The sequence below is a fragment of the Cellulophaga omnivescoria genome (assembly GCF_001999725.1).
GTDB lineage: Bacteria > Bacteroidota > Bacteroidia > Flavobacteriales > Flavobacteriaceae > Cellulophaga > Cellulophaga omnivescoria.
Genome location: NZ_MDDP01000004.1, coordinates 146,263 through 164,342, shown reverse-complemented (window position 1 = coordinate 164,342; position 18,080 = coordinate 146,263). Strand labels below are relative to the sequence as shown.

The following is an 18,080-nucleotide window of genomic DNA, read 5'->3' as shown; positions in this document are numbered from 1 at the left end:
CATTTTAGAATATTTTTCTTACTTTTAAGAAAAAAATAATTAATGCTTACAAAGGTTTTTGGTAGTGCTGTATTTGGGGTAGAGGCTACAACTATTACAGTAGAAGTTAATATTAATAAAGGTATTGGCTACCATTTAGTAGGTTTGCCAGATAATGCTATAAAAGAAAGTAACTATAGAATTGCTGCGGCTTTGCAGAACAATGGTTACAAAATTCCAGGTAAAAAAATAACTATAAATATGGCTCCGGCAGACCTACGTAAAGAAGGTTCTGCCTATGATTTAACCTTGGCAATAGGAATTTTAAGTGCATCCGGACAAATAAAATCAGATAATATTGAAAAGTATTTAATAATGGGAGAAATTTCCTTAGATGGAAGTTTGCAACCCATTACAGGTGCTTTGCCCATTGCTATTAAAGCACAAGAGGAAGGGTTTGAAGGTTTTATTTTACCAAAACAAAATGTAAAAGAAGCGGCAATTGTCTCTGGCTTAAAAGTATTTGGTGTAGAAAAAATTACAGAGGTTATAGATTTTTTTGATAAAGATGTTCCTTTAGAGCAAACCATTGTAGATACAAGAACCGAGTTTTATAAAAGTTTAGAGTTTCCAGAGTTCGATTTTTCTGATGTTAAAGGCCAAGAAAGTATTAAGCGTAGTATGGAAATTGCAGCAGCAGGCGGACACAACATTATACTAATTGGTCCTCCTGGAGCAGGAAAAACAATGTTAGCCAAGCGTTTACCTTCTATTTTGCCTCCAATGACCCTGCATGAAGCTTTAGAAACCACAAAAATACACAGTGTGGTAGGTAAAATTAAAAATGCTGGACTAATGAGTCAACGTCCGTTTAGAAATCCACACCACACCATAAGCTCTGCTGCTTTAGTAGGCGGCGGAAGTTACCCACAGCCAGGAGAAATATCATTATCGCATAACGGAGTTTTATTTTTAGATGAGCTGCCCGAGTTTGAGCGTAAAGTACTAGAAGTTATGCGCCAACCAATAGAAGATAGAGAGGTAACCATTGCTAGAGCGCGTTTTACGGTAACCTATCCTAGTAGTTTTATGTTAGTTGCAAGTATGAATCCTAGTCCGGGAGGCTACTTTAACGATCCAGATGCTCCTGTAACATCTTCACCTGCAGAAATGCAACGGTACTTAAGTAAAATATCAGGACCGTTATTAGACCGTATAGACATACATATTGAAGTTACTCCTGTTCCTTTTGAAAAGCTATCAGAAGAACGTAAAGGAGAAAGTAGCGTAGAGATTAGAAAACGTGTTACTGCGGCAAGAGAAGTACAAACAAAACGTTTTGAAGCCTTAGAAAACATACATTATAATGCACAGATGAATACCAAGCAAATACGAGAGTATTGTGTTTTAGATAAGCCGTCTAAAGAGTTGTTAAAAAACGCTATGGAGCGTTTAAATTTATCTGCCAGAGCGTACGACCGAATTTTAAAAGTGGCTAGAACTATTGCAGATTTGGCTAATTCTGATGCTATTTTAGGAGATCACATTTCTGAAGCTATACAATACCGTAGTTTAGACAGAGAAGGGTGGTTGGGGTAAGTTTTAACAAGCTAAAACAATAGAATACATTATTTAATATTTGTCACATTTTAAATGTAATAAACTTATAAGTTTTTTATCTTTCAACTTACATTAAATAACCAACCTACAGAATGATAAAAAAATGGTTTAAAAACATTGGTCCAGGGCCGCTTATAGCTGCTGCTTTTATTGGTCCAGGAACTATTACAGTATGTACACTAGCGGGAGTTTATTTTGGGTTTGCATTGCTTTGGGCAATGGTACTTTCTATTGTGGCAACAATTGTATTGCAAGAGATGTCTGCCAGAGTAGGTATTGTATCTCAAAAAGGACTAAGCAAAATTATACGTACAGAAATTAAAAATCCAATTGTAAAATGGTTAACCATAGTTCTTATACTTTCTGCAATTGTTATAGGTAATGCTGTTTATGAGGCAGGTAATATTAGTGGTGGTATACTTGGATTAGAAACGATATTAGGAGATTCTTATATAAATATAGGTAGTTTTTCTTTGAACTACTTAAGTATATTAATTGGTATTATAGCTTTTGTATTACTATTTATTGGTAATTATAAGGTTTTAGAAAAAGCGTTAATTTCTTTAGTAATAGCAATGAGTTTGGCTTTTTTAATTACTGCAATTATTACCAAACCAGATCTATTAGCAATTTTTAGCAGCATTTTTAAGCCAAGTCTACCTAAAGACGGTTTATTAACCGTTATTGCCTTAATAGGAACAACCGTTGTGCCTTATAATTTGTTTTTACACGCATCTTTGGTGAGTGAAAAATGGAAATCTGTTACCGATTTACAATATGCTCGTAAAGATACTATTGTAGCAGTTATTTTAGGTGGTATAGTATCTATGTGCGTTATAATTTCTGCTGCGGCAATACAAGGTAGTGAGGTTAGTTCTGCCGCAGATTTAGCTAAAGGTTTAGCTCCTTTGTTTGGTAGCTTTGCTAAGTACTTTTTAGCTATTGGTTTATTTGCAGCTGGTATTACTAGCGCAATTACGGCTCCATTAGCTGCAGCTTATGTTACTTGTGGTTGTTTGGGGTGGTCTACAAACTTAAAATCATCAAAATTTAGAGCTGTTTGGATGTTTATTTTGTTTTTAGGTGTTGTATTTTCTTCATTAGGAATTAAACCTATTGACATTATAAAATTTGCTCAGATAGCAAACGGAATTTTACTACCAATTATAGCTGCTTTTTTATTATGGATAATGAATAAAAAGTCGGTTTTAGGTGTATACAAAAACAATATAAAACAAAATATACTAGGCTTTATAATTCTTGCAATTAGTATTTTACTATCTGTTGCAACCTTAAATAAAGTATTTTCTTTAAACTTATTTTAATGACAGAAAAAACTATAGATATTAATGTAGATGTTGGTGAGGGTGTTGGTAATGAGTCGCAATTAATGCCTTATATTTCCTCCTGTAATATAGCTTGTGGCGGACACGCTGGTACTATAGATTTAATGAAACACATTGTAGGTTTAGCAAAAAAACATAACGTAAAAATAGGTGCACATCCTTCTTTTCCAGATAAAGAAAACTTTGGAAGGGTTGTAATGAAAATGAGTAACCAGGAGTTATTAAATTCTATTCAAAAACAACTACTAAACTTACTTACTGTAATTGAAGAAGAACAAACTACTTTGCATCATATAAAGCCACACGGCGCATTGTACAATTTGGCTGCTGTAGATGAGAATGTAGCAAAAGTGGTTGTAAAAGCTGTAAAAAGCATCAATTTACCTGTAAAATTATATGTTCCTTACAATTCAGTAATTGAAAAAATAGCAATAAAGGAAAATTTAGAAATTAAGTACGAGGCTTTTGCAGATCGTAATTATAATGATGATTTAACACTAGTTTCTAGATTACAAAAAAATGCAGTTATACAAGATTTTGATATGCTGTTTAATCATGTGTACGGTATGTTTTACAGTAAAAAGGTGGTTACTGTGCAAGGAACAATAAAAACAATTAAAGCAGATACGTTTTGTGTGCACGGAGACAACCCAAATGCGGTAAAAATTATAAAACAGTTAAAAGATAAATTAAAGAGTTTAAATATTGATGTTGCTTAACATATGACAACTAATGTAAACTATAAAATATTTGGAGACACTTCTATTTTGGTAGAATGGCAGCCTGTTATTACAAAAGATATTTTAAGTGATGTATTAGCGTTTAAATCTAAAATTGAAGCTTTTTATACATCAGGAATTGAAATAACAACTGCTTATAATTCTCTTTTAATAGTTTTTGATGATTTTAGAATTAATTTGACGAATGAAATTGAAAATTTAAAGCAAATATACTCTCAGAAAAGTAAAAGGAAACAAAGTAATAGTACACTGTGGAAAATTCCTGTTTGTTATGAAGATGAATTTGGAATAGATATTAAAGAAATAGCTGCAGAGAAAAATATTAGTGTAGACCAAATTATAGCACTGCATACTAAAACCGTATATACCGTATTTTTTATTGGTTTTTTACCAGGGTTCTTGTATTTAGGTGGATTGCCAGAAGAGTTAGCAATGCCCAGAAAAGCAGCACCGCGTTTAAAAATTAAAAAAGGTGCGGTGGCAATAGGAGGTAACCAAACGGGAGTTTACCCTGTAGAAAGCCCAGGAGGTTGGAATATTATTGGCAACTCGCCACTTCCTTTTTTTGATATAACCAAAGATGTTCCTTGTTTTGCTAAAGCAGGTGATGCTATTCAGTTTTATTCGGTTACTAAAAAGAAGTATGATGATATAAAAACTTTAGTAAATGCTAATGTTTTTCAGATAGAAAGTGAGGATTACAATGGTTAAGGTTATACAAACTGGTTTTTATACTTCTGTACAAGATTTGGGTAGGTTTGGTTACCAGCAATACGGAGTACCTTACGCAGGTGTAATGGATGAAAGAGCTGCTTTAATAGCTAATTTGTTATTAGGAAATGCTAAAAATAATGCCGTTTTAGAGTTTACAATGACAGGTCCAAAACTTCAGTTTTTATGTAAAAGCAGAATTTGTATTACAGGAGGGGATTTTCAGCCAAAATTAAATAGCATACCAATAAAAAATAATAGTGTAATAGTTGTAAAAAAGAACGATATTCTCTCTTTTGGAGCAAAAAAGAGTGGTTTTAGAGGTTATATTGCTGTTTTAGGCGGATTTTTAACTGATGTTGTTATGAAAAGTAGAAGTATGTTTAAAAACGTTACTCAGCATCAAACCATACAAAAAAATCTTTTTTTACCTATTAAAAATGCTGTAACTATAAAAAAGCAATCAAACGCTAGTTTAGTTGTAAATAATGTTTATTTAGAAGAAAAAGTCATTACAGCGCATAAAGGGCCAGAGTTTCATAAGTTAACTATTCAACAACAGAAAAAACTATTAAATACAGTGTTTACGGTTTCAAAAAATAATAGTAGAATGGCGTACCAACTAACAGAACTTTTGCCTAATACTTTAGAGCCTATAATAACATCAGTAGTATTACCAGGAACAGTACAGCTAACTCCATCTGGGCAACTTATAATTTTAATGAAAGATTGCCAAACCACAGGTGGTTACCCAAGAGTGTTGCAATTATCAAACACCGCAATAAATATATTAGCTCAGAAATTTACTGGAGATAAACTTGCTTTTAGTTTGATATAAATAATAGAGAAGAACTAAAAATCTAATCTAAAACCCTTCAAAAACTCCAAGACCAAACAAAGCAAAGTCGTACTTAGATGGGTCTTTAGGGTCTAGTTTACGCAAGCTTTTATCCAATTCAGCTAAAGCTTTAGCATCATTCTGTTTGCGTTTTAAAAGTCCAAGTTTACGCGCAACGTTGCCAGAATGCACATCTAATGGGCAAGAGAGTAGTGCAGGGTCTATAGTTTTCCAAATGCCAAAATCTACTTTGCTACTAGCATCACGTACCATCCAACGTAAAAACATATTAATACGTTTTGCAGCAGAACCTCTTAAAGGGTCTGATATGTGTTTTGTAGTACGTTTAGGATGTCCAATTTCAAAAAAAGTAGCTTTAAATTTAGAGATTGCAGTTTGCAAATCATTATTTTTAATATGTTTAGCAAAAACAGCCTCTAAACCACCGTGATTTGTATAAATGTTTTTTAAACTCTGTACAAAAAAAGTAAAATCGGTTTCATTAAATGTGCGGTGTACAAAACCTTTAAAGTTACCTAAATCATCATCAGAATGGTTTAGCACAAAATCGTGAGGAGAGTTGTGCATAAGAGTCATCATTTTATCTGCATTTTTAATAATACTCTTTCGGTTTCCCCAAGCTATAGTTGCCGTTAAAAAACCAGCAATTTCTATATCTTCTTTTTTAGTAAAGCGATGTGGAATTTGTAAAGGATCAGAATCTATAAAATCTGGGTTGTTGTATTGTACAACCTTAACATCTAAAAACTCTTTTAATTCTGCTTTAGTCATTATTCTATAGGGAGTTCTAAAAGTTTAAAAAGAGCCAATGGCAAAAACAGAATAAAGTTATGGCAGGCGTGTAGTGCAATAGACCAAATTAGACCAAATTTTACACGTATGTAACCAGCAAAAGTACCTAAAACCAATTGTGGAGCTACTAAAAACGGTGACAATAGAAGTGCCATTGGTGTAATTTCAAAATTAGTAATATGTACAGCTCCAAATAATAAAATAGATACATAAAGGGCTATTTTAAACGTTTTAGTTTCTTTAAAAAAAGCAAGCGGACCTCTAAAAAATAATTCTTCAAACAAGGGAGCGGCTATAACAATTAATAAAAAAAGCATTGGCGTGGTATAATCGTCCATAGCGGAACTTAAAGCATGTTCATTTGGGCCTAGAATACCAGTTACCTCCCAAATAGAGTTAAAAACAACAATACCAATACCAATAAGCAATCCCCAAAAAAGTAATTTAATAAAAGATATAAATCTATATCTAAAATCTGTATTCTCATCAGGATTATTTTCTGGGTTTTTTAAGAACTGAAAAACTAATTTTAGCATATTATTGTTGTATTTGTCCGTCTACCATTACTAATTTCCTATCTGCCATATCTGCTAACTCTTGGTTATGTGTAACAATTACAAATGTTTGTCCAAACTCATCTCTAAGCTTAAAAAATAATTTGTGTAGGTTATCTGCACTTTCAGAATCTAAATTACCACTAGGTTCATCGGCAAAAATTATAGCAGGGTTATTTATTAAAGCTCTAGCTACAGCAACACGTTGTTGTTCTCCGCCAGACAACTCACTAGGTTTATGGTGGTATCTATGAGACAGTCCAAGAAAATCTAAAAGCTCTTTTCCTCTTTTTTCTGCCGCAGTTTTAGTTGTTTTTTTTATAAAAGCAGGTATGCATACATTTTCTAAAGCAGTAAACTCTGGTAATAATTGGTGAAACTGAAAAATAAAACCAATATTTTCATTTCTAAACTTAGCTAACTCCTTATCTTTTAATTTGGTAATATCTGTATCTTTAATTAGCAAACTGCTAGAAGATGTTTTAGAAATGGCATCCAAAGTTCCTAATATTTGTAATAAAGTGGTTTTTCCAGCACCAGAAGAGCCAACAATAGAGACAATTTCTTTTTCTTTAATATGAAGATTTACCCCTTTTAAAACCTGTAGTTTACCGTAAAACTTTTGAATATTTTCTGCTTTTATCATTCCCTGTCTTTTTCGCTGATGAAAGTACTCATTAGCGTTGATATGGCAAAAATAAATAAAAGAAAGCGGTATTCAATTTTAATACCTATTTTTGAAATAGAAGAGTCCGTTTTAGTAAAGCAAGGGCTATATCAACCAAAAAAACAAGCATAAAACAATATATAGATGTCTTTTTATAAAAATTTTGAAGAATATAATTTAGAAGCAACAGAATCTGTAAAAGAAAAATACGCTAAAATAATTGAAGGAGTAGGAGAAGATGTTAGTAGAGAAGGTTTGGTAAAAACACCAGAAAGAGCTGCAAAAGCTATGATGTTTTTAACCCAAGGTTATGAGCAAGACCCCGTAAAGATATTAAAAGCTGCAATGTTTAAGGAAGATTATGACGATATGGTTATTATTAAAGATATAGAACTATACTCTTTATGTGAACACCATATGCTGCCTTTTTTTGGTAAAGCACATGTAGCGTACATACCTAACGGACATATAGTTGGGTTAAGTAAAATACCTAGAATTGTAGATGTTTTTGCCAGAAGGCTACAAGTACAAGAGCGGTTAACTCATGATATTTTAGAATGTTTAAATAATACCTTAAAACCACAAGGAGTTGCTGTTGTTATAGAAGCATCGCATATGTGTATGATGATGCGTGGCGTGCAAAAACAAAATTCTGTAACCACAACATCTGGTTTTAGAGGTCAGTTTGAGAAGCAAGAAACGCGTAATGAGTTTTTAAAGTTAATTAGCTCAGACTTATCCTAATAAACACTGGCATTACTTTTGTATATTAGTAGGTAACATTAACTATTTTAATATGACAAACAAAAAAAATACAAAATACAGAGACTTATTTTTAGGGCTTCTTTTTGACGCCGTAGGAATGCTATCCTTTTCGGTATTAGGGATAGGAGAATTTTCCGATGTTATTTGGGCACCACTTTCTTTTTGGTTAATGACCAGAATGTATAAGGGCGCGGCAGGTAAAGCGGCAGGTATGGCATCCTTTGTAGAAGAATTAATTCCGGGAACAGATTTTATACCATCATTTACCATTATGTGGTTTTATACCTACGTTATAAGTGGCTCTAAACTTGGAGAGGTACTAGAAAAAAAATAGTATGAGTAAAAAAATTATACCATTTATAGTAATTTTCTTTTGTTTATTGCTAATTTTAATGCACCTACTTACTGCAGATTATACTAACTTAAGTATTGGTTTTTATGTGGGAATTGTATCCGCGGTAATAATAACCATTGCTATGATTTTTAATATAAGAGCAAGAAATAGGGGAGAAATTGAGTAATAATTTTTTGATCTTATACCAAAATTGAAAAGAAGAAACTTTGTTAAAAAGGCATCCTTAACTACTATGGCTGGTATTATTGGAGCTGATATTGTTTTTGGTTCTAAAATGCCCGTAAATTACCAACCTTTAGCTTTACAAGAAACAGATCCATTTACCTTGTTTAATTTAGATAAGGAAATGGTTGTTTTAAATGATAAGCCTTGGAATATTGAAGCTAAAGCACATTTGCTAGATGAAAAAGTAACATCTAACAAAAATATGTTTATTAGAAATAATGGTATTCCGCCAGAAAATATAGACATCTCTAAATGGACACTTACCATAGATGGCGAATCTGTTCAGCAGAAAAAATCATACACTTTATCAGAATTAAAATCTAAATTTAAACAGTATACTTACCAATTAACTATAGAGTGTGGCGGTAATGGTAGATCTGAGTTTAATCCGCCTGCTAAAGGAAACCAATGGACTGTTGGTGCTGTATCTTGCGCAAGTTGGACAGGAGTTAGACTTAAAGATATACTTGATGATGTAGGTATTAAAGATTCTGCTATTTATATTGGATACCACGCAGCAGACTCACATATTAGTAGAAACCCTAACAAAGAGCCTATCTCTAGAGGCGTGCCAATGAGTAAAGCTTTACAAGATGAAACTTTGGTTGCTTTTAAAATGAACGGTAAAGATGTACCAGCGGCTCACGGTTATCCTTTGCGTTTGGTATGTGGTGGTTGGCCAGCATCTACATCTGGGAAATGGCTAAATGGTATTAGTGTACGAAACAAAGAACATGATGGTGCTAAAATGAAAGCTCCGGCTTACAGAGTGCCAAAGAATCCGGTTGCCCCAGGAGAAAAGGTTAAAGACGTGGATATGAAAATTATAGAGTCTATGCCTGTAAAATCTTTAATTACTTATCCTAAATCTGGAGCAATGATAGATTTGGGTAAAAAACTAAACATTCGCGGACACGCTTGGGCAGGAGAATTAGAGGTGGTTAAAATGGAGTTTTCTATAGACTTTGGTGCTACCTGGAATACCTGTACCCTAGAAAAACCTGTAAACAGGTTAGCGTGGCAGCATTTTAATGCAGCAATTACATTTCCAGAAAAAGGGTATTATGAGGTTTGGGCTAGGGCAACAGATGTAAATAATGTAGCACAGCCAATGCTTGTACCTGGCTGGAACCCTAAAGGATATTTAAACAATGCTTGTCATAGAATAGCTGTAAAAGTGAAATAATGAGCAAAGAAAACAAGTTTAAAAATCAGGCTAAGCAGGTATACAGAATGCTTATTATGGTGTGGTGTGTAGTGCTTTTGGGAGTAGTATTTGCTATTTATGCGCTTGTAGATCCAAATTTTTCTGCTTTTAATACAGATGAAGAATTGCAAACTGTTGTAATAGAAAACACTATTGAAGAAGGTGATTGGGACAAAATTGAAAATGGGATACACATAAGAACAGGTTTTGTAGAGGATGATGGGTTAATGACTGTGGTGAATAATTGTACTAGCTGCCACTCTGCCAAAATGGTTACTCAAAACAGAATGACTAAAGAACGTTGGATAGCTACAATTAGATGGATGCAAGAAACCCAAAACCTTTGGGATTTAGGAAATAATGAAGAGATTATAGTAAACTACTTAGCTAAAAATTACGCACCCAAAAGTATGGGTAGACGTGCTAATTTAGAAAATATTGAGTGGTACCAGTTAAATTAAATTACTTCTTGTTATTAATAGATTTAAAACTTATTAAATAACCTTATTTAAAGCTTTTATTTAAATCTAAGCCCTTAAGAAAATACTCTAAGGGCTGTAGACAACTATTAACGAAAAAACTAAAAATTAATTATAGTCAGCGTAACGTACGGCAAATACTGTTCTGTTTTCTTCACCATACTTAGAGGTTTCATACTCTGTTAAATTCCATAATAATCCTGTGCTTTTTTCAAGGTAAAAATCCTCAGCTCCATGTGGCCATCTATATCTTGTTCCAGATGCTTCACCGTCTGTGTAACGCACTAATCTTGCTGTAGAACCTTTATAACTACTTTTACCTGTAACAGCAAAAACACTTGTGCTATCTTTTCTATAAACACCTTGTATATTGTAAAGTGGTCCGTTATTGCCAGATGCATTATCTTTAGGAACACTTATTTCTGCCGTTATGTAAGTATCAATATCTCCGTTGCTTGATAGGTTAAAACCGTAAACAGAAGGTATAATACTGCTGCTACTTGTTTTATATTGTGATGTGTAAAGCATATTATTACCAGTAGTGTTTTCTCCTAATGATACACAAGAAAAAGGATCTCCATCTAAAATATCATAATATCCAGATTGCGGTAAAATATACCCATAATTAAAAGCCTTTAAATCTCCGTTTGCATCTTGGCCAATTTTGTTTTTGGTATTGTCTGAACTAACAGCTATAATATTATTTAAATCAAAAACACGTAATCCTAAACTAGTAGAAGCTACATATATTTTCTGATTTGCATAAGCTACACCACCAGCGTGTACGGTAACCGGTGCAAACAAATTTAACTGATCATAACTATTTGTAGCCTTAAATAACTTTGGGTTACTAATATTATTTTTGTCTTGTACTAATAGTATATGGCGGTAAGTTATGTTGTTTGGGTTTGTGATATCTACCAAAGAAATTCTAACTCCTTTATGTTGGTTTTCAACTCCGTTTATATTAGATGGGCCAATACCATACCAAGTTGCTAGTAAAAACCGTTTCTGATTCCACGTAAAACCAGTTATTCCCTGTGGTCTCCAATCTGTAGTGTTTTGGTCACCAGTATTCCATTTAAAACCTAAAACTTGGTTATCTTCCGGAATATTAAAACCATAAACCTGGTTGTAACCAGCAGTTGTAGCATTCCTGTTTAGGCTAATATCTGTTGGGTTAAGGAAAGTTTCTGTACTTAAAGAGTTTATAAAAGCACTTTCATCTACGTAGTTAATACCTGTATTAGAAGGTGTAGCTACAACGTCCTCTGTTGTGTCTATTGCCTCTGTTTGGCAACTTATTGCAGCAAAAGCAGCGCATAATACACTTGTAATTATATGTTTTTTCATAATGTTTTTGTAATGTTATACTGTTTGTGAGTATGTATTTCCAAACCTATCTGTAACCTCAACAGTAATAGTTTTTGCTTTTTCATTTGGCGTAAAAAAGAACATATGATCATTTAATTGTGGCTCTACCCATGATCTTCTTTCAGGTAATTTTGGTCCGGTATGTAGTTTAATGCTAAGTGGATCTAAAGCCATAATTTTAGATACGTCAGTTTTTTTAATTCCGTCTTCATACCAACAAATTTGCCATTCCGGATCCCAGTTCCATACATTTAAACACCATTTATCCTTATGGTCTTGATGTTCTCCTTTTTTATAGACTGTAAACTGGTAATCTTTATCGTGTCCAATAGATTTATAATACCATTTAAAATCTGAACCTTTTGCAGAGTATACGCCATAGCCACTAGGAGTTCCGTCCCAACAAATAGGGCCACTCCACCAAGCACCACAAACGGTTCCATGACAATGCTCAAACCTGCTTTTAGCAACCATATTATCATTAAAATGAGTATGACCAGACATTATATGAGTATTGTAAGGTTCTAGTATTTTGTATAAATATGCTCTGTTACTAACAACACCTCCCATTACATCTCTTTCTGGATAACGGCGTACTGCACCGGTATAAGTTGGTATATGTAATGATACCACAACTGTTGTTCCTGGTTCTACAAAACTTAAGTCTTGTTCTAACCAAGCAAGTTGTTCTTCATTTATATAACCAATATATTTTTTATCCTGACCAATAAAAAATACATCGTCTAAAACAACATAGTGTATTTCTCCACGATTAAAAGAGTAGTATGTTGGACCAAAAAGTGACTCAAAGGTAGTTGTTGTCATTTTATCACTACGCACATTTAAATCCATATCATGATTACCAATAACTTGGTAAAAAGGTACATTTGTATTTTTTATTGATTGGTTATAGTCTTTAAATAATTCTAGTTTATCAAAAACTAAGTCGCCACACCCAATACCAAATGTATTAGGATGATTTATATCTTTTACAGTATTAATAAAATCTGGTGTAGCCACGTTTAACAATTGCTGGGCCTCATATTTACTTTGTATTTGAGGGTCTGCAAGTAATAAAAAATGATGTTCATTATCTGAAACTACACTAGGTGTTAGTTCAAACAAGAACTCATTATTTTTTTTAGTAGCATCCATATGTTTAAAAAAGTCTGCAGAACCATTTTCTAGTTGGTTTATTTTAAACCCTGCAGGTTGTGTAATGTATACAAACTTTCTGTTACTATTGCTTAAAAAATTAAAATTACCATTTTGGTCTGTAAGCACAATTTGCTGTCCGTCTGTAACTTGAACTTTAGCAATACCTTTACCATTTGTAGTAACGCGCCCATTAATTTTAATGTGCTTATTGGTTACTAATTGCTCTTTGGTATTTGCAAAAATGGGAGATAAGCCACCAATTGTAGATATACCACCAGCAGTAATTCCTAATTTTTTTAAAAATTTTCTTCTATTTTCCATTGTGTGCTTTTTAGTTGTTATCCCACCAAACTTTTACATTAATTTCATTACCTCCAATACGGTTTACAGCTTCTTGGTAATTGTCACTATTTAAAGTACTAGCAGCAATTGGATAGAAAAAGCGACTTGGCATTTTTTTGTCATTAAACATAGCATCAGTAGTAGGTAAAACAGGAAACCCAGTTCTTCTGTGCTCAAACCAAGATTGATAATCTGTTAAATATAAAGCGTAGTATTTTTGTAACATTATGCGTTCTAGCGTATTGTTGTAAGCTGCATCAGTATTGTCAAAATAATCAGTAGGAACTTCTGCACCCCATAACTCTATAGCAGCAGTAACACCGTTGTTATAAGCAATTTCTGCATTAGTTAAATAACCTTTTTGAGCTAGTTCAGCCTTAATAAATTCTAGTTCTGAATAGGTCATAAGAGGAATAATCATTGGAGCTATTATTTGCTCTTGATTTATACCAGAAGCACTAGCAATATTGTTTGGTAACGGATTATTACTAAAATCTATAGGTTGACCAATGTATCCTAAGTCTTCATCATTTATACCTCTTGCTGGTGTAGCGTATATGCTTCTACGCGGGTCCTTAAATTTGTTTAAGTTATCTATGAAAAAATCGCCATAATACCTAAATAAACCAAAATCTGAAGCTCTGTCCCAAGGAGATAGGTTTGGGGCTTCACCTGTTACGTTTAAAACAGCTGCATCTTCATTAGAAGTGAAAACAGGATATTTACTAGGGTTATTTAGTATTGAAACCATTTCTTGGTAAGTGTCTTTTTTACCAGAAATACGTAGTAGTAAGCGTAAGCGTAATGAGTTTGTAAACTTTTGCCATTTAGTTACATCATTATCAAAAAGAATATCATTTTCATAAACCATACCCACAGATACATCATACAAATTATTAGCCTGTTCTAAATTTGCTAATAACTGTGTGTATATTTCTTCTTGTGTGCTAAATTTAGGGAAAAGAATACCGGCCTCAGCTTGTAAAGCCTCAGTCATAGGAATATCACCAAAAGTATCTGTTAGTATAGAGAAAGCATAGGTTTTTAAGGTTAAAGCAACCGCTTGGTAGTTTACTTTTTCTTCTAATATAGCAGCTTTTTCCATTTCTACAATATTGGTAAGCGCTTTGTAATAATCTCTCCATAAAGAGGCTCCTATATCTGTTCTTAAGTCATATAAAAATGGTTGTCCAGATAAATCATCTATTCTATAAAAAACCTGCATTAGGCCAAAATTGTTATTACGAGCTTCATTAGCATTACGTACTGCTAAGGAATAAATAATTGGATTAATGGCGCTACCAGCTGTTATGTTTTCTAGCTTGTTTGGATCTGTATTTGTTTCTTCAAAATCTGATGTACAAGAAATTAGTTGCACTAAGATTAAACTTGAAAAAAGTAAAAATTTTATAGTTTTCATAGTATATATTGTTATGTGTTATAGTCCTAATTTTACATTAAAACCAAATTCTGTTGCAACAGGTAATTGTCCTACTTCTACACCTGTAAAAATATTTGTGCCACCTGCCTGTGCAGCAACTTCTGGATCATAAATAGGAAAGTCTGTCCATACGCCCAAGTTTCTTCCGTAAACAGAACAACTAGCGCTAGATATAAATAGCGATTTTAAAAATTTAGCAGGAACTTTATATTCTAAACTAACCTCTCTTAACTTTACAAAAGAAGCATCAAAACTATTGGCTTCTGTATTTACACGTTCATAATGCTTATCATAATACACCGCAATTGGTAAAGGAGTAGTGTTTGGTCTGTAAGTACCATCTCCGTTATCTACAACACCCTTGCCTATAAGTTCACCTTCTTCACGACCACGTAAAGTGTGTTTTAGTTTTCCTTGCTGAGTTAATTTATGGTGTGTGTGAGAGTAAATTACACCTCCATATTGGCCATCTATGACCATATTAAGTCTAAGGTTTTTGTATTTAAAAGAATTAATGAAGCCCGCACGCCAATCTGGAGTAGTTTCTCCTATATAAATGTCGTCATCAGTTTTTATAGGGTAACCATTGTCTGTATATAAAATATCTCCGTTTTCATTTCTTTCAAAACCTCTACCGTATAAAGCTGTTGCAGATTCACCTTCTTTTGCAACAAGCCTAGCATTAGAAGAGCTCATCATTTGTAATTTACCTTCTAGTCTGTCATCTAAACTCATTACTTTACTTTTATTAGTAGACCACGTCATTGTAGTATTCCAGTTAAAGTTTTTAGTTTTTACAGGAGTTGCTTTTAAAGTCAATTCTACACCTCTGTTGCGTACTTCTCCAGAATTAATCCAAGCGTAACTATAACCGCTACTTTGTGCTAATGGAACTTTTAAAATTTGATTATCTGTAAACGTTTCATAAACAGCAGCATCCAAACTTAATCTGTTTTTTAATAAGCGAATGTCTAAACCGGCCTCATAACTTGTAGTTTGCTCTGGCTTTAATTCTGTATTATATAAAGTAGTAGGTGCCACTGCAGAACTCGCAAATTCATAACCGCTTCTGCCAAAGTATTTTTTAGTGCTATAACGTGGTGCATCATTACCAACTTTAGCGTAAGAAAAACGAAGTTTAGCAAAATCTATAGCAATTGGTAGTGTAAATATTTCATTTAAAAGTATGCTGGCATTTGCAGATGGGTAAAAGAACGACCAGTTTTCTTTTGGTAATGTACTAGACCAGTCATTACGTCCAGTAATATCTAAAAATAACTTATTATTAAAGCCTAATGATAACATTCCGTAAAGGCTATTTACTTTTTCATTTCCTTCATACTCATTTGTAAAAAGGTTTGTACCATTAACAAGGTTGTAAATGCCAGGTGTTTCTAAACCAACAGTCCAAGAATCTAATCTGTTGTACTTGTAAACCATTGCATTTGCACCTACAGAAGCATTTAAATCTATGTTTTTAATAGTGTTATTATAGGTAAGTAAAAAATCAGAATTAACTTCTCTTTTAAAAATACTAGTTGTTTTATAATAACCAGTTTTATACCTGTTTATATCATACGGTCTACGTTGTTCTGCATTTTTGTTGTAAGAGTTTAAAGAGGTTCTCAACATTAAATCTAACTTAGGAGTAAGATTAATATCTGCACGTATGTTACCAGTAACAGCATCATGCTCTAATGTGTTTTCTACCTCATATGCAATACCGTAAGGGTTGTCTATATAACTACTATAAGGTCTTATCATACTTAAACCCTCTTTATCTTTTTTCCAAATAGGTCTGTACCAATCTAAGTTTACATTAGGATTCTGAAAAATCATAAAATAAGCTATGGAGTGGTTGTTGTAACCAGTTCCAGGAAGGTTATCACTATTTCTGTCTCTATAATTAACAACAGAACTAATTTTTACATTATCTGTTATTTGGTATTTACTATTTACGGATATTGAAAGCTGATCAAAACCAGTGTTTGGCATAATCCATTCATTTTTAGAATGTGTAAGAGAAGCACGCATACTTCCTTTATCATTACCACCCTGAATTGCTAAATTTTGAGTTAGTGTGCTACCTACACGCCAAAAATCACTTCTATTATTTTTGTATGGTTGCCATAATTGACGCTCTAATGATTGTCCCTCAACAGTGGGGTCGTACTGAAAATAATATTGCCCTTCAAACTTAGGGCCAAAAGCACTACTACTACCAGCAGTACTTTTTCCGTCTTCAGAAGCTCCGTAAGTGTAATAAGTGCTTCCATCAGGTTTTAGATAACTTCCTTTACCACTACCTTGTCCATATTCATATTGGTAATCAGGGTATCTAGTGACTACATCAAACTTGGTATTAGAACTAAAAGTAATTCCTAAACCTTGTTGTTTTTTTCCAGATTTTGTTGTGATGATAACTACACCGTTTGCTGCTCTAGAACCGTATAAAGCAGCTGCGCCAGCTCCTTTTAATACAGATACGCTTTCTATATCCTCAGGGTTAAGGTCAGATATTCCATTACCTAAATCTACAGGTGTATCATTAGATGCATCACCTCCCATATAGGAATTACTTGCACCTGTAGATGCTAAACCACTAGTAACAGGAACACCATCTACAACAACCAGAGCTGCATTGTTACCAGGGTTTAAAGAGCTGTCTCCTCTTAATTTTATTTCTTGTGAATTTAATGGTCCGCCTAACGATTGAATATTTAAACCAGGAACCTTTCCGCGTAAAGCATCAGACCAGTTATTAGGGCGTGCGTCTGTTAATTGTTCTCCTTTAACGGTTTGTTGTGCATAACCTAATTTTTTTTCTTCTCTTTTAATACCTAAAGCTGTTACAACTACTTCGTTTAAGGCATTAACGTTTTCCTCTAAAGTTATTTGGTAAAAAGAGCGGTTATCTGTTGTAATTTCCTTAGACTCAAACCCCATATAATTAACAATTAGGGTGGTAGCTTGCACATTAATGTCTAAAGAAAATTTACCATCAAAATCTGTTGTTGTGCCAGTTTTAGTTCCTTTAATTAGTACACTTGCTCCAGCTAATGGTATGTTATCTTTATCAATAACAATTCCTTTAATTGTCTTTAACTGTTTGGTTTTTTTAGCAACAGTTATTGTTTTATTAATAACTTTAAATGCAATTTTTTCTTCTTCACTAAGTTTTGCTAATATTTCTTTAAGTGTAGTATTAGTGTAATTGTAGTTTTTTTTGGTAGTATTTTTAACAATACTATTATCATAAACAAAGGTGTATTCTGTTTTGTTTTCTATTGCTTTAAAAACCTTGTCTAAACTAACTTTATTTAAAATTACTGATATTTTTTCTGGTTGATTAAAACCCAACATTATGTTGGATGTTAATACAAGACTAATGACAAAATATAGTTTTATATATGATTTGAGTTTTTTCATTAGCTTTTTTTGTAAATTTGATTTCATTTTGGCTTTT

The 18,080-nt window shown here is 33.0% G+C and carries 17 protein-coding genes; 10 read left to right on the top strand and 7 right to left on the bottom strand.

The features are described 5' to 3' along the window. The first annotated feature begins 42 nt into the window (after positions 1-42). The 5 genes from BFJ87_RS03145 (at position 43) to BFJ87_RS03125 (ending at position 5,234) form a co-directional block, all read left to right on the top strand. Positions 43-1,578 (top strand): YifB family Mg chelatase-like AAA ATPase, encoded by a 1,536-nt coding sequence (locus BFJ87_RS03145; RefSeq protein ID WP_077399809.1) that lies wholly within the window; start codon positions 43-45, stop codon positions 1,576-1,578. Positions 1,579-1,691: 113 nt separating this feature from the next. Beyond that, positions 1,692-2,924 carry an Nramp family divalent metal transporter gene (locus tag BFJ87_RS03140; RefSeq protein ID WP_077399806.1) on the top strand — a complete coding sequence of 411 codons (1,233 nt, stop codon included), beginning with the start codon at positions 1,692-1,694 and terminating at the stop codon, positions 2,922-2,924. Next, a complete protein-coding gene (gene pxpA, locus BFJ87_RS03135; protein WP_077399803.1) occupies positions 2,924-3,664 on the top strand; it encodes a 5-oxoprolinase subunit PxpA in 741 nt (246 codons plus the stop codon). Before BFJ87_RS03140 ends, pxpA begins: the two co-directional genes overlap by 1 nt. 3 nt (positions 3,665-3,667) lie before the next feature. Next, positions 3,668-4,396 (top strand): 5-oxoprolinase subunit PxpB, encoded by a 729-nt coding sequence (gene pxpB / locus BFJ87_RS03130; RefSeq protein WP_077399800.1) that lies wholly within the window; start codon positions 3,668-3,670, stop codon positions 4,394-4,396. Beyond that, complete coding sequence (locus tag BFJ87_RS03125) at positions 4,389-5,234, top strand: 5-oxoprolinase subunit C family protein (RefSeq protein ID WP_077399797.1); 846 nt, start codon at positions 4,389-4,391, stop codon at positions 5,232-5,234. The genes pxpB and BFJ87_RS03125 overlap by 8 nt, the downstream gene beginning before the upstream one ends. Positions 5,235-5,261: 27 nt before the next feature. On the opposite strand, the gene BFJ87_RS03120 is transcribed toward BFJ87_RS03125, so the two are convergent. From BFJ87_RS03120 to BFJ87_RS03110, 3 genes are read right to left on the bottom strand one after another with little or no spacing between them, the layout of a single operon-like run. Continuing rightward, positions 5,262-6,026, bottom strand: coding sequence for a TIGR02757 family protein (locus BFJ87_RS03120; RefSeq protein WP_077399794.1), 765 nt, complete (start codon positions 6,024-6,026; stop codon positions 5,262-5,264). After that, a complete protein-coding gene (locus tag BFJ87_RS03115) occupies positions 6,026-6,583 on the bottom strand; it encodes a CPBP family intramembrane glutamic endopeptidase (RefSeq protein WP_077399792.1) in 558 nt (185 codons plus the stop codon). Before BFJ87_RS03115 ends, BFJ87_RS03120 begins: the two co-directional genes overlap by 1 nt. A 1-nt stretch (position 6,584) precedes the next feature. Further along, complete coding sequence (locus BFJ87_RS03110; RefSeq protein ID WP_077399789.1) at positions 6,585-7,247, bottom strand: ABC transporter ATP-binding protein; 663 nt, start codon at positions 7,245-7,247, stop codon at positions 6,585-6,587. A gap of 165 nt (positions 7,248-7,412) precedes the next feature. Here BFJ87_RS03110 and folE point away from each other — a divergent pair, with 165 nt between their 5' ends. From folE to BFJ87_RS03085, 5 genes are read left to right on the top strand one after another with little or no spacing between them, the layout of a single operon-like run. Then, complete coding sequence (gene folE, locus BFJ87_RS03105) at positions 7,413-8,012, top strand: GTP cyclohydrolase I FolE (protein ID WP_077399786.1); 600 nt, start codon at positions 7,413-7,415, stop codon at positions 8,010-8,012. A 52-nt stretch (positions 8,013-8,064) separates the two neighbouring features. Next, positions 8,065-8,367, top strand: a complete 303-nt coding sequence (locus tag BFJ87_RS03100; RefSeq protein ID WP_077399783.1) for a hypothetical protein — start codon at positions 8,065-8,067, stop codon at positions 8,365-8,367. A gap of 1 nt (position 8,368) precedes the next feature. Then, positions 8,369-8,554 (top strand): hypothetical protein, encoded by a 186-nt coding sequence (locus BFJ87_RS03095; protein ID WP_077399780.1) that lies wholly within the window; start codon positions 8,369-8,371, stop codon positions 8,552-8,554. Positions 8,555-8,578: 24 nt separating this feature from the next. Further along, a complete protein-coding gene (locus BFJ87_RS03090) occupies positions 8,579-9,799 on the top strand; it encodes a sulfite oxidase (protein WP_077399777.1) in 1,221 nt (406 codons plus the stop codon). Next, positions 9,799-10,281, top strand: a complete 483-nt coding sequence (locus BFJ87_RS03085; RefSeq protein ID WP_077399774.1) for a monoheme cytochrome C — start codon at positions 9,799-9,801, stop codon at positions 10,279-10,281. The genes BFJ87_RS03090 and BFJ87_RS03085 overlap by 1 nt, the downstream gene beginning before the upstream one ends. A 126-nt stretch (positions 10,282-10,407) precedes the next feature. On the opposite strand, the gene BFJ87_RS03080 is transcribed toward BFJ87_RS03085, so the two are convergent. Genes BFJ87_RS03080 through BFJ87_RS03065 form a run of 4 tightly spaced genes read right to left on the bottom strand, consistent with a single transcriptional unit; the run spans position 10,408 to position 17,977 of the window. Continuing rightward, the gene (locus tag BFJ87_RS03080) at positions 10,408-11,652 is read right to left on the bottom strand and encodes a hypothetical protein (protein WP_077399771.1); all 1,245 of its coding nucleotides are present in this window, start codon (positions 11,650-11,652) and stop codon (positions 10,408-10,410) included. Positions 11,653-11,667: 15 nt separating this feature from the next. Then, positions 11,668-13,152, bottom strand: coding sequence for a calcineurin-like phosphoesterase C-terminal domain-containing protein (locus BFJ87_RS03075; protein WP_077399767.1), 1,485 nt, complete (start codon positions 13,150-13,152; stop codon positions 11,668-11,670). 10 nt (positions 13,153-13,162) lie between these two features. Beyond that, positions 13,163-14,593: a SusD/RagB family nutrient-binding outer membrane lipoprotein gene (locus BFJ87_RS03070; RefSeq protein ID WP_077399764.1), complete on the bottom strand. Its 1,431-nt coding sequence runs from the start codon at positions 14,591-14,593 to the stop codon at positions 13,163-13,165. An 18-nt stretch (positions 14,594-14,611) separates the two neighbouring features. Continuing rightward, positions 14,612-17,977, bottom strand: a complete 3,366-nt coding sequence (locus BFJ87_RS03065; protein ID WP_245799578.1) for a SusC/RagA family TonB-linked outer membrane protein — start codon at positions 17,975-17,977, stop codon at positions 14,612-14,614. Positions 17,978-18,080: the final 103 nt, after the last annotated feature.